At 61.3% G+C, this 23,608-nt stretch carries 24 protein-coding genes and 2 tRNA genes; 13 read left to right on the top strand and 13 right to left on the bottom strand.

From position 1 onward, the window contains the following. The 6 genes from AC0L2K_RS26515 (at window position 1) to AC0L2K_RS26540 (ending at window position 3,464) form a co-directional block, all read left to right on the top strand. Entirely contained in the window at window positions 1-465 is a 465-nt protein-coding gene (locus tag AC0L2K_RS26515) for an arsenate-mycothiol transferase ArsC (RefSeq protein ID WP_268931755.1), read from the top strand. Window positions 466-669: 204 nt separating this feature from the next. Further along, window positions 670-888 (top strand): translation initiation factor IF-1, encoded by a 219-nt coding sequence (infA, locus tag AC0L2K_RS26520; RefSeq protein ID WP_006200926.1) that lies wholly within the window; start codon window positions 670-672, stop codon window positions 886-888. Between the two features lie 27 nt (window positions 889-915). Then, window positions 916-1,542, top strand: coding sequence for a Maf-like protein (locus AC0L2K_RS26525; protein ID WP_473532759.1), 627 nt, complete (start codon window positions 916-918; stop codon window positions 1,540-1,542). Further along, the gene (gene yacG, locus AC0L2K_RS26530; protein ID WP_027155506.1) at window positions 1,539-1,742 is read left to right on the top strand and encodes a DNA gyrase inhibitor YacG; all 204 of its coding nucleotides are present in this window, start codon (window positions 1,539-1,541) and stop codon (window positions 1,740-1,742) included. The genes AC0L2K_RS26525 and yacG overlap by 4 nt, the downstream gene beginning before the upstream one ends. Window positions 1,743-1,937: 195 nt before the next feature. After that, window positions 1,938-2,013: transfer RNA gene (locus AC0L2K_RS26535), tRNA-Phe, on the top strand. A 212-nt stretch (window positions 2,014-2,225) separates the two neighbouring features. Next, on the top strand, window positions 2,226-3,464 hold the full coding sequence (locus tag AC0L2K_RS26540; RefSeq protein WP_473532760.1) for a tyrosine-type recombinase/integrase: 1,239 nt from the start codon (window positions 2,226-2,228) through the stop codon (window positions 3,462-3,464). A 543-nt stretch (window positions 3,465-4,007) separates the two neighbouring features. On the opposite strand, the gene AC0L2K_RS26545 is transcribed toward AC0L2K_RS26540, so the two are convergent. The 4 genes from AC0L2K_RS26545 to AC0L2K_RS26560 all read right to left on the bottom strand — a co-directional run bounded on the left by AC0L2K_RS26545 (window position 4,008) and on the right by AC0L2K_RS26560 (window position 8,859). Next, window positions 4,008-4,298, bottom strand: a complete 291-nt coding sequence (locus tag AC0L2K_RS26545) for a phospholipase effector Tle1 domain-containing protein (RefSeq protein ID WP_473532761.1) — start codon at window positions 4,296-4,298, stop codon at window positions 4,008-4,010. Between the two features lie 119 nt (window positions 4,299-4,417). Then, a complete protein-coding gene (locus AC0L2K_RS26550) occupies window positions 4,418-5,290 on the bottom strand; it encodes a hypothetical protein (protein ID WP_473532762.1) in 873 nt (290 codons plus the stop codon). Between the two features lies 1 nt (window position 5,291). Next, a complete protein-coding gene (locus AC0L2K_RS26555) occupies window positions 5,292-7,646 on the bottom strand; it encodes a S8 family serine peptidase (RefSeq protein WP_473532763.1) in 2,355 nt (784 codons plus the stop codon). Between the two features lie 127 nt (window positions 7,647-7,773). After that, entirely contained in the window at window positions 7,774-8,859 is a 1,086-nt protein-coding gene (locus tag AC0L2K_RS26560) for an AAA family ATPase (protein ID WP_473532764.1), read from the bottom strand. Between the two features lie 904 nt (window positions 8,860-9,763). Here AC0L2K_RS26560 and AC0L2K_RS26565 point away from each other — a divergent pair. The 3 genes from AC0L2K_RS26565 to AC0L2K_RS26575 all read left to right on the top strand — a co-directional run bounded on the left by AC0L2K_RS26565 (window position 9,764) and on the right by AC0L2K_RS26575 (window position 11,522). After that, window positions 9,764-10,015: a helix-turn-helix transcriptional regulator gene (locus AC0L2K_RS26565; protein ID WP_473495827.1), complete on the top strand. Its 252-nt coding sequence runs from the start codon at window positions 9,764-9,766 to the stop codon at window positions 10,013-10,015. Window positions 10,016-10,080: 65 nt separating this feature from the next. Next, a complete protein-coding gene (locus tag AC0L2K_RS26570) occupies window positions 10,081-10,332 on the top strand; it encodes a helix-turn-helix domain-containing protein (RefSeq protein ID WP_473532765.1) in 252 nt (83 codons plus the stop codon). Further along, window positions 10,332-11,522: a site-specific integrase gene (locus tag AC0L2K_RS26575; RefSeq protein ID WP_473532766.1), complete on the top strand. Its 1,191-nt coding sequence runs from the start codon at window positions 10,332-10,334 to the stop codon at window positions 11,520-11,522. Before AC0L2K_RS26570 ends, AC0L2K_RS26575 begins: the two co-directional genes overlap by 1 nt. Window positions 11,523-11,629: 107 nt before the next feature. On the opposite strand, the gene AC0L2K_RS26580 is transcribed toward AC0L2K_RS26575, so the two are convergent. Beyond that, window positions 11,630-11,705, bottom strand: a tRNA-Ile gene (locus AC0L2K_RS26580). Between the two features lie 237 nt (window positions 11,706-11,942). Here AC0L2K_RS26580 and AC0L2K_RS26585 point away from each other — a divergent pair. Further along, window positions 11,943-12,653 (top strand): SIMPL domain-containing protein, encoded by a 711-nt coding sequence (locus AC0L2K_RS26585; RefSeq protein ID WP_027151186.1) that lies wholly within the window; start codon window positions 11,943-11,945, stop codon window positions 12,651-12,653. Window positions 12,654-12,898: 245 nt separating this feature from the next. Here the strand turns inward: AC0L2K_RS26585 and AC0L2K_RS26590 are convergent, their stop codons facing one another. Together AC0L2K_RS26590 and AC0L2K_RS26595 are read right to left on the bottom strand one after the other, a co-directional pair. Then, window positions 12,899-13,261: a hypothetical protein gene (locus AC0L2K_RS26590; RefSeq protein WP_128247787.1), complete on the bottom strand. Its 363-nt coding sequence runs from the start codon at window positions 13,259-13,261 to the stop codon at window positions 12,899-12,901. Between the two features lie 253 nt (window positions 13,262-13,514). Then, a complete protein-coding gene (locus AC0L2K_RS26595; RefSeq protein ID WP_091595075.1) occupies window positions 13,515-13,961 on the bottom strand; it encodes a YcgN family cysteine cluster protein in 447 nt (148 codons plus the stop codon). A gap of 211 nt (window positions 13,962-14,172) precedes the next feature. Here AC0L2K_RS26595 and AC0L2K_RS26600 point away from each other — a divergent pair, with 211 nt between their 5' ends. Then, entirely contained in the window at window positions 14,173-16,308 is a 2,136-nt protein-coding gene (locus tag AC0L2K_RS26600) for an OmpA family protein (RefSeq protein ID WP_473532767.1), read from the top strand. 290 nt (window positions 16,309-16,598) lie between these two features. Here AC0L2K_RS26600 and AC0L2K_RS26605 read toward each other — a convergent pair whose 3' ends face one another. The 3 genes from AC0L2K_RS26605 to AC0L2K_RS26615 form a co-directional block, all read right to left on the bottom strand. Then, the gene (locus AC0L2K_RS26605) at window positions 16,599-17,465 is read right to left on the bottom strand and encodes an SDR family oxidoreductase (RefSeq protein ID WP_128175681.1); all 867 of its coding nucleotides are present in this window, start codon (window positions 17,463-17,465) and stop codon (window positions 16,599-16,601) included. Between the two features lie 343 nt (window positions 17,466-17,808). After that, window positions 17,809-18,459, bottom strand: coding sequence for a helix-turn-helix transcriptional regulator (locus AC0L2K_RS26610; protein ID WP_128173818.1), 651 nt, complete (start codon window positions 18,457-18,459; stop codon window positions 17,809-17,811). Window positions 18,460-18,467: 8 nt separating this feature from the next. Continuing rightward, the gene (locus tag AC0L2K_RS26615; RefSeq protein WP_473532768.1) at window positions 18,468-19,340 is read right to left on the bottom strand and encodes a S1C family serine protease; all 873 of its coding nucleotides are present in this window, start codon (window positions 19,338-19,340) and stop codon (window positions 18,468-18,470) included. A gap of 271 nt (window positions 19,341-19,611) precedes the next feature. Between AC0L2K_RS26615 and AC0L2K_RS26620 the strand changes: the two genes are divergently transcribed. Beyond that, complete coding sequence (locus AC0L2K_RS26620) at window positions 19,612-20,559, top strand: S1C family serine protease (RefSeq protein WP_128173819.1); 948 nt, start codon at window positions 19,612-19,614, stop codon at window positions 20,557-20,559. Window positions 20,560-20,562: 3 nt separating this feature from the next. On the opposite strand, the gene AC0L2K_RS26625 is transcribed toward AC0L2K_RS26620, so the two are convergent. Continuing rightward, on the bottom strand, window positions 20,563-21,474 hold the full coding sequence (locus tag AC0L2K_RS26625; RefSeq protein WP_473532769.1) for an arginase family protein: 912 nt from the start codon (window positions 21,472-21,474) through the stop codon (window positions 20,563-20,565). Window positions 21,475-21,586: 112 nt separating this feature from the next. Beyond that, a complete protein-coding gene (locus AC0L2K_RS26630; protein WP_473532770.1) occupies window positions 21,587-22,009 on the bottom strand; it encodes a VOC family protein in 423 nt (140 codons plus the stop codon). Window positions 22,010-22,076: 67 nt separating this feature from the next. On the opposite strand from AC0L2K_RS26630, the gene AC0L2K_RS26635 reads away from it, so the two are divergent. Further along, the gene (locus tag AC0L2K_RS26635; protein ID WP_128173820.1) at window positions 22,077-22,694 is read left to right on the top strand and encodes a TetR/AcrR family transcriptional regulator; all 618 of its coding nucleotides are present in this window, start codon (window positions 22,077-22,079) and stop codon (window positions 22,692-22,694) included. Here AC0L2K_RS26635 and AC0L2K_RS26640 read toward each other — a convergent pair. Continuing rightward, window positions 22,636-23,583: a LysR family transcriptional regulator gene (locus AC0L2K_RS26640; protein ID WP_128170293.1), complete on the bottom strand. Its 948-nt coding sequence runs from the start codon at window positions 23,581-23,583 to the stop codon at window positions 22,636-22,638. The two genes, AC0L2K_RS26635 and AC0L2K_RS26640, sit on opposite strands and share 59 nt — an antisense overlap. Window positions 23,584-23,608: the final 25 nt, after the last annotated feature.

Below are 23,608 nucleotides of genomic sequence, written 5' to 3' on the forward strand. Positions count from 1 at the left end.
CTGTCAGTCCCTCTGCCCCGCTCGATCCTGCCCCGCTCGATCCTGTTCGTCTGCGCCATGAACGCCGTGCGCTCGCCGATGGCCGAACTGCTGGCGCGTCAGGTGCTTCCGGCCACCACCTTCGTCGCGTCGGCCGGGGTGCGCGGCGGCGAACGCGACCCGTTCGTCGACGCCGTGCTGGCCGAGGACGGGCTTTCGCTCGGCGACCGGCACCCGAGGACACTGGACGATCTCGAGGACGACTATTTCGACCTGATCATCACGCTGTCGCCGGAAGCCCATCACACCGCGCTCGAGCTTACCCGCTCGCTTGCCGTCGACGTCGAATATTGGCCGATGCCGGACCCGACTGGCGTCGGCGGCACGCGCGAGCAGATCATGGCCGCCTATCGCGAGGTGCGCGAACGGCTGAGGGCGCGGATCGGCCGCCGTTTTCTGGCGCCGGAAGCAGAGAAACCGGGCTGATTTAAGCATGTTCACAAGCGCACGATTATCATATAGGTTCCGCCCAAATTCCGGCTAGAGTCGGATGATTTCAGGTCTGTTCGACCTGAAATCTGAATCCGCCTCTAAATCCAAGACGTAGAGCATGATGTCGTCCGAAAACCGCTTCACACTTTTCGGCATCATGCTCTAGGCGCTGGGAATCCATCCAAGCAAAGGTATCGAATGCCGAAGGAAGAAGTCCTCGAGTTTCCGGGTGTCGTCACGGAATTATTGCCCAATGCGATGTTCAGGGTGAAGCTTGAAAACGAACACGAAATCATCGCCCACACCGCCGGCCGCATGCGCAAGAACCGCATCCGCGTGCTGACCGGCGACAAGGTCCTTGTCGAGATGACACCCTACGACCTGACCAAGGGCCGCATCACCTACCGTTTCAAGTAAGATCGTCAGAGCTCGGCCGGGATCGCGATGAGCATTTTGCAGAAGCTCGTGCTTGCCTCGGGTTCGCCGCGCCGGATCGAACTGCTGCAGCAGGCCGGCATCGAGCCGGACCGCGTGCTGCCGGCCGGCGTCGACGAAACGCCGCTGCGCGCCGAGCATCCACGCTCGCTGGCCAAGCGCCTGTCGAAGGAAAAGGCCGAAAAGGCGCTGGCCTCGCTGCAGACGGAAGAGGATTATGCACCGAGCTTCGTGCTGGCCGCCGACACGGTGGTCGCCGTCGGCCGGCGCATCCTGCCCAAGGCCGAAACGTTCGACGACGTCGACAATTGCCTCGGACTGCTGTCCGGCCGTTCGCACCGGGTCTATTCCGGCATCTGCCTGGTTACGCCGAGCGGCAAGCTGCGCCAGCGACTGGTCGAGACCAGGGTGCGTTTCAAGCGGCTGCCGCGCGCCGAGATCGACGCCTATGTGGCCTCGGGAGAATGGCGCGGCAAGGCCGGCGGCTACGCAGTCCAGGGTCTGGCCGGCGCCTTCGTGGTCAAGCTTGTCGGCTCCTACACCAACGTCGTCGGCCTGCCACTCTATGAGACGGTGGCGCTGCTGGCCGGCGAGGGCTTCAAGGTGCACGCCAACTGGCAGTCAGTTCGGCCATGAACTCGGGTTCGGACGACAAGGTCACGCCGCTGCGCCCCAAGCGGCCCTGCCCCGAATGCGGCAAGCCGTCGGCGCGCGAGACCTACCCGTTCTGCTCCGTGCGCTGCAAGGACATCGACCTCAACCGCTGGCTCAAGGGCGCCTATGTCATTCCGGGCCGCGACGACGAGGACGAAACGGACAACGACCCTCCCAAATGAAGCGTCGGCAAGGCTTGGTGACTTCGACCGCGTCCCATGAATCGAGCTGCCCAGTGATTGCTCGTTTGCCGCTTGAAATCAACGCTTAGGCGCTGGACAGGCCGGATTCCCGTGCTATAACCCACGCGCTTTCAAGGGGCGCCTGCGGCGCTTTCAAGAAATCCGGCGTGCAGAACTGCCCGCGTGCCGGAACAGGCCCAGATAGCTCAGTTGGTAGAGCAGCGGACTGAAAATCCGCGTGTCGGTGGTTCGAATCCGCCTCTGGGCACCATCCCCTCTTCTCCCGAGAGTCTCTTTCGCCGAAGCTTCTACGCTTCTGTTCCGCCAACTAGCTGAAATCTTTTCCGATTTCGGCGCGAAAAGCGCGGATGGTCGGGTTTTGTGGAATTTCGGCGTAGTTGGTCTAACGAGCCGGGGGGCTGGTATTTTCGCTGGTATTGGAGATCCTGATGGTATCGATGGAGCCAAATGGAGGTCCCGAGAATGGCCCTTTCCGACGTGAAATGCCGAAATACCCGACCCGCTTCCAAGCTCGTCAAATTGTCTGACGGTGGCGGGCTCCAGCTTTGGGTTCAGCCTACCGGATCTCGCCTATGGCGCTTTGCCTATCGTTTTGGCGGCAAACAGAAGCTTCTAGCATTGGGCAGCTATCCTCTTATCTCCCTCGCTGAGGCACGCGAGTCGCGCGATACCGCCAAACGTCTCCTCCTACGTGGCATCGACCCCGCACAGGAGCGTAAGTGGCAAAAAAAGGCCGATTCGGCAAAGGACACCTTTCGCTCAATCGCGGCGGAATATATCGACAAGCTGAAGAAGGAAGGACGTGCCGACCGGACCATCACCAAGGTCAAATGGCTGCTCGACTTTGCTTATCCAACGTTTGGAGACAAAAGTGTTCGGGAGATCGATTCGGCCACGATTCTTGCCGTTCTCCGCAGCGTGGAGGTTCGCGGTCGATACGAGTCGGCTAGGCGACTGCGCTCCACCATCGGCAGCGTGCTTCGATACGCAATCGCGACCGCACGCGCCGAGGCAGATCCGACTATCGCCCTGAGGGGTGCACTCATCAGCCCGACGGTCACGTCGCGTGCCGCGATTACCGATCCTAAGGCCTTGGGAGGCTTGCTGAGAGCGATCGATGCATTTGACGGACAGGCTACAACCCGAGCCGCCCTGAAGCTGATGGCGTTGCTGTTTCCCCGCCCCGGCGAGCTGCGCGCGGCCGGATGGGACGAGTTCGATTTCAAAAGCTCGGTGTGGACCATCCCTGAAGGACGCATGAAGATGCGACGGCCGCACCGCGTACCGCTTTCAAGGCAGGCCGTCAGCGTTCTGACCTCGCTTAGAGAAATATCTGGAGGTGGATCGCTGCTGTTTCATAGTGTTCGATCGAATTGGCGTCCGATTTCTGACAACACGCTTAACGCCGCGTTGCGTCGCATTGGCTACAGCAAGGAAGAAGCAACCGCGCACGGTTTTCGAGCAACGGCATCAACTCTGCTAAACGAATGCGGCAAGTGGCATCCGGACGCCATAGAGCGGCAGTTAGCCCACATTGAGAACAACGAAGTTCGCCGCGCCTACGCCCGGGCAGAGCACTGGGAAGAGCGAGTCAGAATGATGCAATGGTGGGCCGATTATCTGGATGAAATTGAGAACGCGAAACCCGCGGCTGAACTCAAACAAGTATGGTTGCAACCCCGGTCTCCGCACCTATCGTAACATGAAGGTCTGCTGTGGGCACATTAGGTTGGTGCGAGTGTTTTCGGGCCCCCGGCCACAACTGACTGCGCTACTGCGCCCGAGTCGACCGCCATGCGTTTCGCCCGCTCCACGATGTTCTGGGGTACCAACCATCGAATACGCTGCCATCGATGGTTTCGTTGATCGTCGACGTCCGAGCTTTGGTTCCCAGAACCGGTTGGACGTCGACCGTTCTAAAATACCAGCTGCTGAAAAACTGATAGCTGCCACCTAAGAAGCTGGCTAGGAGTCGGATATGCGTGGCACGACGTTTGCTTGGTCGATATCCACGTCCCAGCGCAACTTGTGACCGAGCGCCGTAGCCTTGGCTATGAACCACTTCAGAGGGATCTGGACCAGCAGGTCACCTGCATACCCGCCCCCGACATTCGCATGAGCGCCGACAACCAGCGCTGCTCTACATCTCAAGAGGACGTGGCGAGGCTGGGGTTGCGCCTAGAAGCATCGTCCGGTCCAGAGCGTTGGCCTGAACGAGTTGCGAATCCTTGTCGATCGCCAACCCTAGCGGTATAGCCTCCCCGGCTGAAGCCGAGGACCGAACAGCTGGTCGCCCTCGTTGTAATGGTCGATTAGCCACTCATATGCGTCGGTGATCTCGTGATCGGGGCCGTAGCCGAAGAGACCTCCCCTCACCTTCTCTCCAAGGTGGGTCCCGACGCCAACGCCGCATTGGATAAGTTGCTGGGAATCGTCCGGGTCGCACAGAGATTTTGATGCGCCAGACGTTTGTGTTGTCGCCGACAGTGTTCCAGTGCCGTCGAGAAAGACGGCCACGCGTCTAGGATTGCTCATAGTTCCCTTCCTTTTCAACTTGCCGCGGCACGCAACCGTCGAACCACGCGATGGTAGGTAATGTTGCGCCAACAGAACTGACAGTGATCAAAGTTTCCAATGTTCCTGCAATCAGGCACCTAGGCATAAGCGGACACCCTGAAAACGATATAGTTGAACAAAATTGGGCGCTTCGTCGATTTGTCGACGACTTGGCCGGAGCCCGTGTTCCACGCCAAGGCGTTCCAATCCCAATGCGAAGAATCTCCCTGCGCGACAATGAACGAGCCGTGCCGGAGCGGCACCGAAGTTTGACTCTTCGCGAAATCTAGTCCGAGCTTGAAATGGAATACCTGCTTGTTCTTATTCCTACTGAGAACGGACTGCACCACGCTGGATGTTAGGCCGACGAACGGCCTGAGAGCGGGTTGAGCCTTGGTCAACAGGCCCAGACCTTCTTTAAACGGACCGCTCCCGATTGCGTTAAGAATGGTTTCGTCGCCCTTGCTGATGACGTTGATGGTCTTTCCTTCGAACGCGATTCCGTTTTCGCCGACCGACACACCAAGAAAGATGGGAGACCCGCTGATCGCTGCACTTGCCCCATCCTTGGCTTCTGTGGTCAGCGCGAAACGCAATTCTTCCGGCTCATTCTGGAGTTGGTTTTTTCCGGTGAACTCGCATAGTATCTGGTGAGTGCCGCTGCCTGGGTACCTGTGAATCCAGAACTTTTCGAGCGTAATCTTGACCCTCGAGTTCTTTAGCGTCTCGTCAGGTTCGAGCGAGAACGCGCTTTGGATTTGCGCCAGCTGACCGCCCGATTCAGGAGGCAGGAAGCCGCACATCATTCCCGTATGGGCCCAGACCTGATTTCCCCAAGGGCTGGCCAGACCTTGTCCAACCCCGCCGCTGGGGAACAGCTCTTCCACCGCTTCATCGTCTCCGATGTCTTGGAGATAGCTCTTGATGGTCGCGCGGCTCTTGTAGCCGATACTCTTTTTGTCGCCTGGCACCTTAGGTTCTCACCCGGGTTGGCACTCGCTGCGTCACGTCGACTCGCTTAGCTCTCACGCGTGCCTCTACGTCTGCGAAAAGGTCTGTCCTGACGGGTTGGCTCATCTCAAGAGTCACTGCCAGGCCATATGGCACTTCCGCCGCGGCAAAGGGCGTCATTTCCGCCATTGCCTGAACACCGAGGAAAATATCGCCCGAACCGCCTTGCGAAATCAGGTTTTTGCCCTCGAAAACAAGGTGTTGGAGCGTACCGCGTCGCGCGGCCCGCCCGTCCGGCGAGAGTGTGCGTTTGATCCCTTTCCAGAAATCCCGTTTTCCATCGCCATCGACAACTTCGAGGCGGACACCACGGTAACGTCGCGTTATAGGATCGATCGGACTGCTCCAGGCGAGTGTGACCACGACCCGCCGAAGCTCGCGATTGTTGACCATCGCGCGGGGGATGGGAAGTCTGTACTCGTGGAGCGTATCGGGGAAAATTATGTCGTCGGCAAGCAGAGTGATGCGATTCCCTTGACCACTGAAGACCCTCGAATGATCGGGACGGCCATATCCTAGCACGCTGCTGATGGCTTCTTTCTTCCGGAGAGCTCCACCAGGGTAAAGTTCGTACAATATCTCGCCTGCGCCGCCCCACGTGCAGCCGTGAGCGAGCAGCGCCTTCAAGACGACCGCGCGCGTTTTGGCCTCCAGCCACTGCTCGCCGTTTTCGTCGAAGAGATCCTCCAGAACGTCCACCAGCCGCGCGGCTGTTCGTGTGGTGAGAGCCGCAGCGTTACTTGTACCCGTACTGCGCCTGACCAGGTTTTGGGCAGCGCCGACACCAGGCGCCGCGGTCACCTGACCGACGTCCGGGTGCTCAATTGCCCAGGCTGAAACGAAGCCTGCATCATCTTCCGAACGTGCCAGTTGCCGGCCACCGAGTTCGACAATGTCGGGTTTCACTGCTCTATTAACTCCAAGCCCAACGCTCGACGCGAGGTTTGCTACGCCCGACATTGTGTCAAAGGGATCCACGAAACCAAGAGGCGCTCCGACGGAACTGTCTCCATGTACCGCGCCCACAGTTAGTCCGTTGAGGGTTTCCGCGGGGCTCAGCATTATCCTGCCCCCCCTGCTCCGATTGAGAGCGCTAAGCAGAGCGATCTGCCGCTCTACTGGACTAGCCGTTTCGAATGCATTGCAGTCGGCGTACGTGTCGACCGCGAAAGGCTCCATGTTGTTTCCGGCGCTGACGATAAAAAGCAGCCGGAAACGATGGCTAAGGTGGTCGAGCAGTTTCGCCCAGTAGCTCGCGCGCTGACCGAACGGCGCTTCTCGATCACAGATCGAATGGTTGATAACGACCACGTTTTCGGCCATGGGCCCCACGCCATCAGACCCTTCGACCAATGACAAGACCGCCCGATAAACTAGGCCAAGCGGAAGCTGATCCTGTGGTGTGCATTCTTCTGCGAGGTTTTGCGGCGCGCCAAGTATCGGCACCACTTGCAGTAGCCGGTCGATAGGAACAGTATCGTCACCCAAATCACCGTGGATAATGAGAGACGCCATAGCAGTACCGTGCCTGCGCCTTGCCACGGGGACGTTTACAGCATGAACGTCCACTTCGCTCACCCGCAGCCTATTCCTCAGCAGGACGTGGTTCTCGACTGGGTAGCCGTCGAGTAGCGCTACCACTGCGGGTCTTGCGTCAGGTGTCGACGGAGGATCACGATGATCAGAGACTGAGAATGCAGCATCCCCGGCCTCGCTGGTATAAAGCGACTGCGGTCGGACGCGCATCACGCGGTCGGCAGTCGACAGAGGGCCCTGGAGTGAGCCGAGGCGAAGCGCCTGCTCGTTTGGTAGCTCGACTAGAGCTGCCTGATATTGGATTTCTGGAATCGTAACGAAGTCGAGGACGGTTCCGGCGACCAGCGACATGAGATCGGTAACATATTCGCGTGCCGCCGCTCTCAAATTGAGGTCACTTCGGAACCAGAGATCAAGTTCCAACCGGATCGGTCGGTCTGGAAATTTTCGCATCATACGGTCGACAAAACGGGAGAGCGCAGGGTCGACCCTGTCTTTAGCCGACCATGTCCTGACGTCGTTCAAGTATGCGAAAAGAGGCCACCATTCCCCGTCGTGAGTCCTAGGCTTTGGCTGATTGGTGGAATACTGTTTCCATAGGGAAAGCACCTTCTGAAGACCGCGAATGGTAGGCATGGTGACATAGAGCATGCTCTGACCGCTGTCAGCGGCAGGCTCGTCTGCTTCCTCGCCTTCGTCTTCGTCGCTAGTGTCCTCATCGAAGTCTTCGCCTAGCCACTCAAACCCGGCCGCGCGTACCGCCGCGACAAATTTCGCCACGTTCGACAGCGGGCCGATCACTTCGAAAACGAGCGCGCGGTCGGGGGTTACTTCACTAGGGGACGTTGAAAGGTCTGCGCCGCTCAGGATCCGCCCAAGGCCACTTTCTATATCGCCGAATTTGGCGTCATGGCGCTTTGCTTGTTCTCCCCAAGAGATCGCCTTCGGGAACCTCGCCCGTTGACCTTTGATTCGCTTTCGCCTTGCCGGTTCTCTGCTTATTCTTACTATCGGTTTCTGTGCCACCCGACTGAGCCCCCCCAACGTCTCGACGTCTACTCCACCTGTCGAGCGCTTGGGCGAATGCATCGCTAGGCCTCAACTTCCCATGCGATAGCACAACTTTTCTGCGAGCGTCGAGTGTTACGGCCTCTATTTCAGAGAATGTCTCCCCCTTAAATATTTTCACGAAATTGTCGGCGCTTATACCTAATTCACCGAGAGCGTTCTCCGTCTTAAAATACCACTCCCGCAGTTCAGCCGCTCCGGGTTTTGGAAGTGTTAGGCGTATCTCGAATCTGCGCCAAACCGCCCTGTCGAGGAGCTCGGGATGATTGGTCGCGCAAATCACGATGCAACTACTCGGCAGTGCGTCCATGTTCAGCAGCAAAGAGCTGACGACCCGCTTAATCTCCCCAGTTTCGTGAGCATCAGCGCGTTCCTTCCCAACACTGTCAAACTCATCAAAGAAGAGGACACAAGGCGTCCGGGTAGCATATTCGACGACTGATTGAAGTCTCGAGGCCGTCTCGCCTAAATAACTGCCAACCAAGCCATCGTAGCGAACAGTGAAAAACGGAAGCGCAAGTTCTGTGGCGACCGCCTCGGCAAGGCTCGTTTTTCCAGTGCCGGGTGGGCCCACCAACATTATCGTATGGCGTGGCTCGAGCGAATGCGAGCGCAGCAACGCGGTCTGCCGGACTTCGTTAATCAGCTCCTGAATTTCCCATAGAATTTCTTTTACAAGGACGAGTTGCTCTACCCGGCGCGCTGGCGCAACCTCACGTAGCAGCGGCTGAAGACTTTCGGGTAACATGCTCGAACCTCCGCCGTAGAATCGCGCCGGCGACTGCTCGCGCACCAAGGTTCGCCCGGAATTGTCGCGCTTGTTCTGACGATGAGCCTCTTCGATAAGTGCAGTCAGGGTATCGCGGGTGCCGTTGCCATTCCCAGTTTCCGGTCGCAGCTTGTGAACGGTTGTGTGTTTGGCCATCTAATCTTCCTTCGCCACAGCCTCGGCGCGGCCTACGATTCCATCCGCCACAAACCACTTTGCCTCAACATCATTAACGACTGCTGCACGGCACGCAAGCCGATCAATCCTGAACCCTGGAACTATGCACTACCATGGTGCCTTTTAGTCATCGGCCTTATCGTGCAAGCACTCCGTAACACGGTATGTCAGGAGATTTGTTGCCCGCCTGCCGCGTCTACGTCTCCGTCGGATCCTCGCGGCGGTACCGCCGACTTCAGGATATCGAAAAATGGAAACGCCGCCCGCGATTAACCGCAGACTATGGCTGCTTTGGGTCAGATCACCATGACGCTCGCACCGAAATGAAAGCCTCCTTGTGTCGAACAACGGTCGGCAACCGGCCTAAACGCGACATCCGTGTAGTGGCTCGTCGATCGCTCCCAGAGCAAAGCTTCCGATCGTGGTGCAGTGCCATCGCCGATTTCGATCGGCTACTCGAAATTGTCTTGGTCCTACGTCTATGTCGAAAATGGCGTATCAGTTTCGGCACATAAGACAGCTATTTCATGGTGGCGGTGTTCGGGACGACGACGGCGCTCAGCATAACGGCTCAAATTTCGACACTAAAGAAGCTGCGAAAAGGCCAACGGGGCACTCGCCGTTGGTAAGCCTCGGTCGTGGAATGCAACGGGGACGGCCAGCCGTCCGCTGACATGCCCCACGGGTAGTCTCTCCTGCCGTGATCCACCCGTTCACACGTTGCTGCCAGTTTAAGCCGAACGAACCTAGTCAGGCCCCTTCCGCTTAACGCGCTCTTTTTCTTTAAGTCGACACGGACCCCTCGCTGCGAATGGCAACCCAGGATGCAACTTGTGGCTTTCGACAACAACACGCCAGGAGTCTCAGGAGCGAGGCAGCGCCCATGAAAAGTGATGCAATCTCGTATCCCCCACGAGGTCTAACCCGTGAGGAAGCAGCTCGCTACATCGGTGTCGGATCGACGCTTTTTGATGAAATGGTCGCCGATGGGCGCATGCCGAAGCCCAAGCGCATCAACAGCCGCGCTGTCTGGGACCGGGTGGCTCTCGACATAGCTTTCACCTCGTTGCCGGATAAAGATAGTGGTCTTCAAGAACTGCTGGAAAGAAGCAGACGGGATAGAGAAAGAAGGTAACCAATACGCTCGTTGCGTATACGCCGCAGGCGTCGTATAATCGTTGCCGTACGGAGGGGCGTGACGTGAACGAGAATGAGAAGATTGCACAAGAAGTGAAAGCCTGGCGGGCCAAGGGAGGATTCACTGCCGAAGCCGCAGCTAAGGTGCTGGGAATACCGAAACGCACATTCGAAGGCATAGAGCAAGGCAGAGGCTTCCCTTACCCGGTGCTCCTGCGCGTTGCCATCGAAAGCGAAGCCCTTCCGCTACAGGCGATGCTGGAGGACTCCCCGCGCGTTGAGCACCAGCGGCAGAAGTCTGGAAGGAGGGTTTGATGGCTAGGCCCTTCAAGGATGCGCGATACCCTGGGGTCTCTTCGCGCCTCAAGAAGGGCAAACTAATCTATCGCTACCGCGCAAAAGGCATGCCCGAACTCCGCATTCCCGGTAAGCCCGGCGATTCCGAGTTCGAGGCGGCTTACGAGAAGGCCACGCAGGGTCAAGGCAAGAAGGCAGTTATCATCGATTTGCCTGGTCGGGCACTGCCAAAAAGCTTTGGCCATGCCGCGCGCCGGCTTGAAACGACAATGGAGTGGCTGGATTTTGATGAAGCCACGCAGCAGAAGAATGCGCGACTGATCGAGCGTTTTCTAAACCTGCGGGTCGATCCCAACTACCCACTCACCTGGCGCGATACTCCTGTCGAACATCTCGACGCGGATCGGCTTCGCGCCATCATTGAAGGCATCTTCAGGACAAACCGCACCGTCGCCAAACACATGTTGGTCGCCATCAAGAAGCTTCTATGGGTCGCGACCGATGTCGAAAAATGGATCAAGCCGCAGGATGATCCATCGCTATCTATCCGTGTGCGGGTGCCCAAATCGACCAAGAACCCAGCTTGGCCAATTGCGACGCGCGAAAGGTTCGAGGAGCGACACCCAATCGGCACAGCCGCACGCACCTGCTATGCACTCGGCTTCTGGCTTGGAAATCGGCGCGGCGATATCGCTGCTCTTGAGTGGGACGATCTTTTAACGGAAGAGATCGAACTGTTCGACGGCTCGCTGGTGCTAATCGAGGCCTTTGATTTTCGCCAGAAGAAGAACCGCAATCGCCATGGCGGGCGGGAGATGTTCATTCCAGTCGTAGACAAACTAGCAGCGGCCTTGGACCCGCTCGATCGCTCGAAAGGCGGCACTGTCTTAAAGAACGCCTATGGCAGGTCATTCTCGGAAAAGAGCCTGACCGGCATGATGCAGCACTGGACGCGGCAGGCGGGAATTCCTAGCGGCTACACGCTCCATGGCCTGCGCCGCACGTTCGGCACCTACCTCGCTGAATGCAACATCCAAGCGCGGGCTATCATGGAGGCAATGGGCCATTCCTCCATGACGGTAACAGATGAATATGTGCGTGAGGCCAACAAGAAGCGGATCGCGGTTGATATTGCTCGTGCCATCAACGAGCGCGAGGCCAAGCGTGATGCCATGAAGCGGCGGGCAAATCTCCGCATTGTCAAATAATCAAATTGAGTCGGAACAAACCGGAACCACGATGTTTGCTTTGGGCCCATAATGGGCCCAAAACGTTTTGGGCCGAGGGCAGTTTTTGTCAATAACATCAATGGTTATGGTGGGCCCGGAGGGACTCGAACCCCCAACCAAGCGGTTATGAGCCGCCGGCTCTAACCATTGAGCTACAGGCCCCACACGCGGCTGGATTAATGTTTTTCCCCGAATCGCACAAGGCTTTCCGGATGGGCTGGCCGAAATCGTCCAAATCAGCCCGTATTCAGACACTAGAGCGACGTGCGTCCACTTAGACGCGCAAGATGCGCTCTAACGCTTTAAATCTACGCATCGTGCTTCCCGAAATCGATTCCGATTCCTGGGCGGATGCGGTAGTCGACAAGCGCGACTGGATCGCAGACCGAGGAGATTTTTATGACCAGACATCTTTTGCCCTTGGCGCTCGCCGCCGCAATCGCTTTTCCGGCGATGGCCGGCGCGGCCGATTCGCCGCCGCCGCCCCGCATCGTCGTCACTGGCGAAGGCGAAGCGACCGCGGCCCCCGATCTGGCGCTGCTGACGCTCAGCGTCATGCGCGAGGCCAAGACCGCGCGTGCCGCGCTCGATGCCAACAACGACGCCATGGCCTCGGTGATCGCCGCAATGAAGTCGGCCGGCATCAAGGAGCGCGACCTGCAGACAGCCGGCATCCAGATCAGCCCGCGCTACAATTATACCAACAAGCCGGACGGCAGCCAGGAAGCCGAACTCATCGCCTACCAGGTGACAAACACGCTTTCGGTGCGCATCCGCGACATCGACAAGACAGGCGAGATTCTCGACAAGGCGGTATCGCTCGGCGTCAACCAGGGCGGCGGCATCTCGTTCTCCAACGAGGATCCAACGGCAACTGTCACCGAAGCCCGCAAGAAGGCGGTCGCCGACGCAATGGCCAAGGCCAGGACGCTGGCCGAAGCCGCCGGCGTCAGCATCGGGCGGGTGCTGGAAATCACCGACCAGAACGTCGCGCCGCCGCCGATACCGATGACCGCCAAGGCCTTTGATGCGGCCCGCGAATCGGTTCCGGTGCAGGCTGGCGAGAATTCCTACACGGTGCAGGTCACAGTCACTTTCGAGTTGAAGTGACCGCCCGCTGAAGGCGGCTGTTGCAGCAATATTGACTTTGCTGCATGAAAAACCCCGGAGGATTGGTCCTCCGGGGTTTTTTCGAGCCGCACCCTTCTATCTCAGGGGGCTCTACTCCAGACCGACCTTCTGCGAAGGTCGTGTCTCCAGGCCGACCTTCGCAGAAGGTCATGTCCCAAGCTGACCTTCGCAGAAGATCATCCCCACCAAGCAGGCCGTTGCCGGTAGGCAAACGTGCCGAACGCTTACCGGTAGAGGACCGGGCAGCCGCGCTCATTGGCGAACACGACCACGACGCGGTCGCCATACTGGCGGCCCGCTACTTTCACGGTGCGGCGGCCGACGTCGATGATACGGGCACGGCGCAGACCCATGCGCTCTGCCTTGCCGAGAGCACGGTTTGGCGAGCAGGACCGGCGCCAGTCGCGTTCGCGGCGGCGTTCGCGGTAGTAATCATCGTCATCGCCGGAATAGACGCCGACGCGCGGTTCGTCATTGTTGCCGAAGCCGAGGTAGATGCTGTCTGCATGGGCTGTGGCGGGAATGGCGGCAAGCGTGCCGAGGCCGATAAGCGCCGAAAGGGCCACCGTCTTGATCGTGTTGAACATGTCTTCTCTCCTTGTTCAGGGCTTCCGCCCGCCTTTGATCGAACCAATGTGTCTTGGTCGAACCGATGGCGAGGAGAATGCGCTTGCGTATCTGAACTTTTTACGAACCGGCCGTTCATTTCTGGTTCATGTAGAAACAAGCAATTGCGCAGTCTTCTCGGCTTACCGGTTCTGAACAATCCGGTCGGTTCTGAACCATTTGGGTCGAAAACGCGCTGTCGGGCAGCCGGTTCCGGTTCCTGAAGGCCCGTCGCTAGGGCTCGTCGTCCAGCATGTGCTCGAAATAGTCGTCGGGCTCGGCGAGATCCGTCTCGCTGGCGCTGACCCGGCCCCGCATGGAGATGCCGGCCTCATGCACCGTCTCGGCACTGCCTGAAACCAGCCTGTGCCACCAGTAGAGATCGTGGCCCTCGGCGACCAGCCGGTAGGCGCAGGTTTTGGGCAGCCAACTGATGGTGCGCACATTCTGCGGCGTCAGACCGACGCAGTCCGGGACACGCGCCAGCCGGTTGGCATAATCGGAGCAGCGGCAAGTTTCGGCGTCGAACAGCCGGCAGCCGACGCTCGTCCAGTAAATCGCGCCAGTGTCTTCGTCCTCGAGTTTCGACAGGCAGCATTTGCCGCAGCCGTCGCAAAGCGATTCCCACTCGGCCGGGGTCATCGCCTCGAGCGTCTTGGTTTTCCAGAACGGCGTTTCCATCGACGGGATGTGGCCCCTGGCCGGGTGAAGGTCAAGCACCGCAACAGACGCAGACCCGGCCAGCACCATAGGCCGGCACCATAGGAATAACACGAAGTCGCCTTCAAAACGCCGGCCAATTGCCCTTCGTAGCCGTTAATGCCCGCTAACCGGAACCAATCCGGTTGATGAACAGTTTGGGCCGGGATGGGACGCCAAAGGAGGATTTTTAATGAAACGCCAACCACGGATTCTGGCAGGCACGGCACTTGGCCTGCTGATGGCGTCCGCGCCGTTGGGCGCATTCCCGTTGCAGGGCAGTGCCGCGTTCGACCCACCGCAGAATACCGCCACGCCGTTGATCCCCGTGCAATCGAATTGCCCCGAAGGCGAGTCGGCGGAAGGCTGCGCACCGCAGGCGGAACCGGAGCAGAAGCCTCGCAAGAAGCGCGAGGAACAGGCCGCGCCTTCCGGCGAGGAGCAGCAGGGCGGTCAGCGCAGGAAGCGCGAGCAGCAACAGCAGGAGGCCGAGCAGGCCGCACCTGCCAGCGAGGAACAGCCCGAGCCGCGCAGAAAGAAGCGCGAGCAGCAACAGCAGGAGGCCGAGCAAGCCGCACCTGCCAGCGATGAACAGCCCGAGCCACGCAGAAAGAAACGTGACCGGCAACAGCAGGAGGAAGCCGCACCGGCCGAACGGCCCGCCGAGCAGGCCGCACCTGCCAGCGACGAACAGCCCGAACCGCGCAGAAAGAAGCGCGACCGGCAACAGCAGGAGGAAGCAGCACCTGCCGAAAAGCCCGCCGAGCAGGCGGCGCCTGCCAGCGACGAACAGCCCGAACCGCGCAGAAAGAAGCGCGACCGGCAACAGCAGCAGGAAGCCGAGCAGGCTGCGCCTGGCGAAGAGGTCGCACCTGCAAATGACAACGAGCAGGTCACGCCGCGCAGGAAGAAGCGGGAACAGGATCAGCAGATCGAAGCCGCACCATCCGAACAGCCAGCCAGCAAGGAAGCCGGCGAGCAGGCCGAGCCGCTTCCGACCGACCAGCAAACGGCTCCCGCTGAGGGCGACAAGCCCCGGGATCAGGCCAGGGAACGCGGCAAGAAGCCTGTCGACGAACAGCCGGTGACAGGCGAGCAGCCTTCAACCGGCGAGCAGCCCGCCGAGCGCGAACAGGCCGCGCCCGCCGAAGGCGAAGGTCCGGCACAAGGCGAGGCTCCAGTGTTCGACAGCCAGAAGGATGCCAGGCGCAAGCGCAAGGGCGGCAGGGACAACGCGCAAGAGACCGGCGGCCAGGACGCGGGTGGTCAGCCCACCCAGCAGGACGGCGAACAGGCGGAAGCCCCGAGGCCGGCTCCGGTCGACCAGGGACCGCCGCCCACCGACGACAGGGCGGCCCAGCAGGCGATCAAGCTTGAGAGGATGGTTCGGGCGACGGAGGAAAAGGGCAGACGCGTTGAGCGTGCGCCCGACGAGGAAAACATTCGCCGCCGTCGTGAACGCCCGCGCGGGGTCGACGTCGTCAGGGAACTCGGCGACCGCGTCATCCTCCAGTTCAACAACCAGACGATCGTGGAAAGCGACGATGCGCCGCGCATGCGGCGTGGCGCGCGGAACGTCTACTATGAGGAGTTGTCGAGCAATCGCACCCGGGAAATCGTCGAGCGTGACAACGGTATCCAGATCGTCACCATCCGTAACCGTTACGGCGACGTCGTCCAGCGTTCACGCATCGCGCCCGATGGGCGCGAATATGTGCTGAGCTATGTCGACGAGCGACACTATGAGGACGATGGCGACTGGCGCGATCCGGGCGACGACCTGCCGCCGATTCGGATCGACATTCCGCGCGAGGAGTACATTCTGGATTCCGAGGAGGTCGAGGATCCGGAAGACTACTATGCCTTCCTAGAACAGCCGCCGGTGGAGAGGGTGCAGCGCCTCTACTCGATCGACGAGGTCAAGCGCTCGGCCCGCGTGCGCGACATCGCCCGCCGCATCGACCTCGACACGCTGAACTTCGAATTCGGTTCAGCCTCGATCCCCGAAACCGAGGTGCAGAAACTGGAAGGCGTCGCCACCGCCATGGAGAAGCTGCTGGAGAAGAACCCGGCGGAAACCTTCCTGATCGAGGGCCATACCGATGCCGTCGGCAAGCCGGAGGCGAACCTCGCTCTGTCCGACCGTCGCGCCGAGGCGGTCGCCGAAGCCCTGAGCAATGCCTTCAGCATCCCGCCGGAGAACCTGACGACACAGGGCTATGGCGAGGAGTATCTCAAGGTCGATACGTCGGAGCCTGAGCGCGAGAACCGTCGCGTCGCCATCCGCCGCATCACCTCGCTGGTGGCGCCGGTCGCCAGCGCGAATTAATTCGCAATTCCAGGAACCTGAACTGGTTTCTGGAATCTATGCGGGAAGACGCAGCCCACCCCCGTTTCACCGGGATGGGCAATTTCCGGCAGTGAGCCGAGGTTGCAGGAGAATGTAAGTCGCGATTTAACCAGGCATTGAATCGCGAGGTCGTCCACCCCAGATTCTGGCTAGGGCTTCCCTGCCCTGTCCCGACTCCAGCGGGACACATGAGCCCCGCCGGTACCCCCTCGCCGGCGGGGTTTTTGTTTCCTGCTTCGGTTGGGAAACGAGGGCTATGCCGGTGCCAGTCAGTAGATATTTTTCACGTTGGTTTTCGAATTCGCAAACACCTCGTCCGGCACGAAGAAATCGCCGGCAAGCGGACCTGTCGCGTCAGGCGCATAGATCGAAAAATCGCTGACGCCCTCGGCGCCCAGCACCTCCTCGTCGATGTAGAAATTGCCGGTCGCTTCGCGCGACGGCCTGAGCAGGATCGCATGCGCGGCATCGGCCATGATATCGGGCGAACGGCTCATCGCCGCCACTGTCGCCCCGCCCAGAAGATTGCGCACCGCTGCCGTATCGATCGTCGAGATCGGCCACAGCGAATTGACGGCGATGCCGTCCCTGGCGAACTCCGCGCTCATGCCCAGCGTGCACATCGACATGCCGAATTTGGCCATCGTATAGGCGACATGGTTCTTGAACCATTTGGCCTTCATGTCGAGTGGCGGCGCCAGATTCAAGATGTGAGGATTGTCGGCCAACTTCAGGTGCGGAATGCACATTTTGGAAACCAGGAACGTGCCGCGTGTGTTGATCTGGTGCATCAGGTCGTAGCGCTTCATGTCGGTTTCCAGCGTGCCGGTGAGTTGGATGGCGCTGGCATTGTTGATGCAGATGTCGATGCCGCCGAATTTTTCGACGGTTCTGGCGACCGCCTCGGCCACCTGCCCCTCCTCGCGTATGTCGCACAGCATCGGCAATGCCTTGCCGCCGGCCTGCTCGATCTCCTCAGCCGCCGTATAGATCGTGCCCGGCAGCTTCGGGTGGGGCTCGGCGGTCTTGGCCGCGATGGTCACATTGGCGCCGTCGCGCGCGGCGCGCAGCGCGATCGCCAGCCCGATGCCGCGCGACCCGCCGGAGATGAACAGCGTCTTTCCCTTGAGCGACATGTCTTGCGCCTCCGTTGCAAATCGGTTGGTCGCGATCCTTGCCCCGTGCCGTCGCCGGATACAAGAGCGGGGAGCATCGAGAGATGGTGACGCTGCGGAGGATTTCCGCGGCGTCGCGCTGCCCCTCATCGCCCTGCCGGGCACTTCTCCCCGTATAGAGACGGGGAGAAGGACGCCTTCATCACAGCTTTCGCCAACTGGCAACGTCGCAAGAATGGAGCCGTGGCTGCGTTCAGCTCCCTTCTCCCCGTCACTATACGGGGAGAAGGTGCCGGCAGGCGGATGAGGGGCAGCGCAAACTTTGACAATGGTCGCCCCACATCCTGCCTTGGGACGTCATTCACTAAACCAGCACCAGGCCTTGCCGCATCGCGATGGCGATGGCGTCGGTGCGGTTGGCCGCACCTAGCTTGATCAGGATCGCCGCGACGTGGAACTTCGCCGTATGCACGGAAATGTTCAGGCGCCGCGCGATCACCTTGTTGGGCGCGCCCTCGGCCAAAAGCGCCAGCACTTCGCTCTCGCGCGGCGACAGCACCGGCCGGCCGGCGCTGTCGCCGACCGGCTCCTCGTCGGAGAGATCGTCGTCATGGAAGGCGAAATCGTCATGTCGATCGGACAAGGGGCGGCCCTCGCCCGAGATCCGATAGCCAGCCGCCGCCAGTCGCGCGGCGGCAGCGATCAGCAGATCGTCCACTGCCGGCGGCAGCACGGCAAACACGGTATCGGCCGGCCGCCGCCGGCTCGCTCGTTGCGACAGGAGCACCCGAGGTATGACAGGATCGCTGGGCCCGCCTTCCACGCCCCCTCTTTCCAGGTAAACGCCATCGACGATCGCGACATCCGCTCTGTCGGCGCTATTGCTGCTACCGGCCACAATCGGCAGCAGATCGCCGGTCGCGGCAAGAGCGGTGGACAGGTGCTCGGCGCGCACGACGTCATCGAGTGCGATCAGCACCGTCAGCCGCCGCCCCGTGATCCTGTGACTTGCCATCGATCTTCTCAGTTTAGCGGTTTTTCGCCGATGGTCAGCACGACGTCGCGCCGTTCGCCGCCGCGCACCACGCCGAGCGTCACCGACGCGCCGGCGCTGTCCGGCCCGAGCCTGCGGATCAGCTCGCGCGGGCCGTGCACGGCCTCGCCGTTCCACGACGCGATGATGTCGCCAAGATGCAGGCCGGCCGCCTTCGCCGGGCCATTGTCGTCGAGGCTCATCACCATCGCGCCATGCGTGTCGCCGTTGCGGATCGGGTGCAGGCCGGCGCCGAGATAGCCGCGCGCGACATGGCCCTTCTCGCGCAGCGTCGCCACCGCCCGTTCGATCGTCTCGTAAGGCATAACCAGCGCCCGCCGGCGCGGCCCGAACAGCAGCATGCCGATCAGTGCGCCCTTGGCGTCGAGCACCGGGCCGCCCTCGAAACGGCCACCGGCATTGACGGCCAGATTGATGCGCCGGTCGATCGTGCCGCCGCGCATCGAGCGCCAGGCCGGACCGACCTCACCAACCGTGCCGAATGCGGCGAGCGACGCACCGTCGCTATTGCCGACGGCAATGGCCAGATGGCCCGGCCGCACCGTGCCTGCCTTGGTCAGCGGCGGCACGTCCGGCGCGCCGGCCGGCTTCAGAAGGGCGGTCCCGGTGGATGGATCGCGTCCGACCAGTTCAGCCTTCACCTTGTCGCCCGAAGAAAGCGTCAGCTCGATCTCCTCGCCGGCCTCAACCGCCTCCTCGGCAGCGACAAAATAGCCGTCGCGCCAATGGAAGGCGGTCGCGGTGCGATGCTGATGCGTGGCAAAGCTCGCCGTCGCCGGCGCCGCTGCGGCGGCGATATCGGCGATGGCGTTGGAAAATGCGCTTAGATTGAAGTCGCTCATGTCGGTCTCCTGGGTCTTTTTCGCCTCGGCCCGAAAATCGGCATCGATTTTCGGAAAACACGGTGCGAGAACTCAAAGTCTTAGAGCGCACTTTGAGCGTCCAATGGACGCTCGTCGCTCTACCCCAGATATCGCTCGGCAGCGCGTTGGCGGGTACTCGCCTGACGGCTAGTTGGGCGTCGGACTGGCCATCTGGTCAGGTCGCGGCCGATCCGGCCGCTCCGCACATATAGGCATCCTTCATCTTGCTCTAAAGACACGGAGCCCTGCCATGTCCCTCCCCGCCCAGCAATTGCAGTTCGACGATGCGCTGCTCGACGATTATTCGGCAACGGTCGCTGATGCCGTGGACCGCATCGGTCCCGCCGTCTGCCGCATCGAGCGCATCGGTGGTGCCGGCGGCCTGGGCTCCGGCTTCGTCATCACACCGGATGGGCTGGTCGTCACCAATTTCCACGTCGTTGGCGATGCCCGCAGCGTCCGCGTCACCATGCCGGACGGCGTCTCCAGAGAAGGCCGCGTTCTCGGCCGCGACCCCGACACCGACATCGCGCTGGTGCGTGCCGACGGTAGCTTTGCCGATATTGCGCCGCTCGGCGATTCCAAGCGCCTGCGGCGCGGCCAGATCGCCATTGCCATCGGCAACCCGCTCGGCTTCGAATGGACCGTCACATCAGGTGTCGTCTCGGCGCTCGGCCGCTCGATGCGTGCTTCCACCGGCCGGCTGATCGACGATGTCATCCAGACCGACGCAGCGCTCAACCCCGGCAATTCCGGCGGACCGCTGGTGTCGTCGGCGGGCGAGGTTATCGGCGTCAACACAGCCATGATCCATGGCGCGCAAGGCATTGCCTTCGCGGTTGCCTCCAACACCGCCAATTTCGTCATTTCGGAGATCATCCGCTTCGGCCGCGTCCGCCGCGCCTTCATCGGTGTCTCGGCCGACACGACAACCCTGCCGCGTCGCGCCGCCCTTTTGTCGCAAGTGTCGAGCAGCACGGCGGTGCGCCTGCGCAGTGTCGAGGCGAACAGCCCGGCCGCCAGAGCCGGCCTGAAAGAGGGCGACATCATCGCCGCCATCGACGGCCGCCCGGTCACCGGCGTCGACGATCTGGTGCGCATGCTCGACGCCGAGCGCATCGGCCGCGAAACGCTGTGCACAGTGGTGCGCCGCTCCGGCATTTCTCAGGTCACGCTGATGCCGGTGGCGCGGACGTAATAACTATCGCGGCGCAAACAGTTGGCCAAGCAGCGAAACCAACAGCACTGCCAGCTCGCCGGTCGGATCGAGGTCCGGATCGAAAATGGTCATGTCCATTCCGGTACAGCGCGGATCCGCCACCAGCGCCGCGAGGACGGCGATGAGATCGTCGGGATCGATACCGGGGCTGCCTGGTGAATCCACCGCAGGCATCACCGTCTGATCGAGCGCATCGACATCGAAATGCACCCAATAGGGCCAGCCGGTTCGCGCCAGCGTGGTCAAGGTCTTTTCCAGGACCTCTGCCGCGCCGAGCTCCCGCGCGGTAAAGACATCGATCAGCGTCATCCCGGTCGAAGTGATGTCGGGCCAGGCGAAGTCGGGGTTGCGGTTCTCGCGTTCGCCGATCTGAACCACCTGTTCGTCCGCGACAAGTGGGCTCGCGATCTCAGGCCAGTCGGTCAGCAACGGCTCACCACGTCCGGTGGCGAGCGCAAGGTCCATGCCGGCGGCCGAGCCGAGCGAAGCATCGACGTCGTAGTTGCCCGGATGGCGGAAATCGCTATGGCCATCGACATGGACCAGTGCCAGCGGACCGGATCGCCGTGCACCAGCCAGCGCGCCAAGCAGGACCGCGCAGTCGCCGCCGACGACCAGCGGGAACTCGCCTCGTCTCAGCGCGCCGGCAACCACTTCGGCGAGTCCGAGATTGAAGCTGCGTATCGCATTGCCGTTGCGCAGCCGGGTGCCCGGCTGCGGCTCCGTGTTATAGGCGGGCCGATCAAGATCAACCACTTTGAGGGGCGAAAGCGTCTCGATCAGGCCGGCTTCGGTCAACGCCTGCGGCGCACGCCACGTGCCCGGAATATGACCTGGCCTCAGCGGACGCAGGCCAAGGTTGGAGGGTGCGCGGACAAGGCAGATTTCACGCATGGAATGAGGCCCAGGCTGATGAGCTCAGCATAGACCGCAAAGACATGACCGGCCACGCGGCTGAAGGCTTCAGCTGATATCTACAGACAATTCCTGCCAGCCCCTGTCTCGCTCAGCCCGCCGCGCCTTCGACAAACTGCTCCAGAAACTCGGCGCTCGGCGGGATCGGCTTGATCACGTCGATCAGCACGCCATTGGGGTCTTTGGTGATGAAATGACGCTGGCCGAAGGCTTCGTCGCGGAGCGTTCGCAGGATCGGCAGGCCGGCGGCGATGACCCGCTCATAGATAGCATCCGGGTTCTTGACCTCGAAATTGATCAGCAGGCCGGAGGTCCGGCCGCGCCCTTCCTCAGGAATGGTTTCATGATCGCCGTGGACGATGCCGAGATTGACGCGGCGATCCTCGGTTGATTGCAGATGCACGTACCAGTCGCTCTCGAACAGCGGCTTGAAGCCGAAGTGCGCGACATAGAAGGCCTTCGTGCCGGCAACGTCGCCGGTCATCAGCACCGGGTAATAGCTTGTCGTCTTCATCTTTCCTTCTCCCGTCAAATAACATACAGTCTGCATGCGAATACGCATTAACATACAGGCTGAATGTATGCAACGAAAAAGCGCGCGCCGCTCCAACCGCGATCGCACCGAAGCGACGCGCGCCGACCTGATCGCCGCGGCGCGAAAACTGTTCACCGAGAAATCCTATGCGGAGACCGGCACGCCCGAGATCGTGGCTGCGGCCGGCGTCACGCGCGGCGCGCTCTATCATCACTTTGCCGACAAGCAGGCGCTGTTCGCCGCAGTGGTCGAGCAGGAGGCGGCGGCTGTGGCGGAAGAGATCGAGCGCGCCTCGCCGCCCTCGCTGTTTGCCCGCGACGCACTGATCGCCGGCTCGGATGCCTATCTTGCCGCCATGCGCGCACCCGGCCGCACCCGGCTGCTGCTGCTCGACGGGCCGGCCGTGCTCGGCCGCGCCGCCATGGACGAGATCGACAACCGCCACGGCAACCGCTCGTTGCGCGAAGGCCTGGTTGCCGCGATGCGCTCGCAGTCCATGATGAGATTGCCGGTGGAAGCGCTGACCGCGCTGCTTGCCGCCGCCTTCGACCGCGCGGCGCTCGCCATCGAAGCAGGCGCTTCGACCGAGGACTACCGTGCCGTTCTCATGGCGCTGATTGATGGTCTGTCGCCCCAGGCCCCTGGTTCGGCTCGAACTCGTTGAAACAGCCAAGCTGGCGCTTGAACTGGTCGATCAGCCAGGCCGCAGCCGGCTTCGGGCTGCGGTCGGCGCGGTGCATGGCATAAAGCGGCGCGCGGACTTCGCGATACGGCTCCAGATCGAGTTCCACCAGCCGGCCGTTGGCCACATCGTCAGCAATCAACCATCGCGGCAGTCCGCCCCAGCCCAACCCTTCGCGCATCAGCGCATGCTTGGTTCGCATATCCGTAAGTCGCCAGGTGCGGTAGGCATAGACGCCGTAGTCGCGCCCTTTGGTGCGCTCGGACTGGTCGCTGACGACAAGTTGGATGTGTTCGCGCACCTCCTCCAGCGGCACCGGCTTGGGAAGCAGCGCCAGCGGATGGCTTGGCGCGGCCGCCGGCACCATCGACATGAAGCCAATGCGCACAAGATGCGCGTCGACCTCGCCCAGCAGGCCGCCAATACCGAGATCGGCATGTCCATTGACGACATGATCGGGGATCAGCCCGAGCGTGCCGATATGCAGGCGCAGCATCACGGTTGGAAATTGCGCCTCGAACGCCTTCAACACGCGCACCAGCACGGTGGAAGGCAGCGTCGCATCGACCGACAGCGCGACTTCAGCCTCCAGGCCCTGCTTGTGGCTGTCGACGCGAGAGCGGATGCGCTGCAATACGCCGACCATGCGCCGCGCATCTTCCAGCGTCGCCCGGCCGACATCGGTCAGATGCGGCTCGCGCGTGCCCTCGCGCTCGAACAGTTTCAGCCCAAGCTGCGCCTCGAGATTGGCGATGGCGTAGCTGATGACCGACTGCGCTCGGTTGAGCTTGCGGCCGGCGGCGGAGAAGCTGCCGGTGTCGGCGACGGTGACAAGGATCTGAAGCTGATCGAGCGTCGGGTTTGGCTGCATCGTTCTATCCACTATTTGGATGGAA

The sequence above is a fragment of the Mesorhizobium sp. WSM4817 genome, from assembly GCF_055811135.1.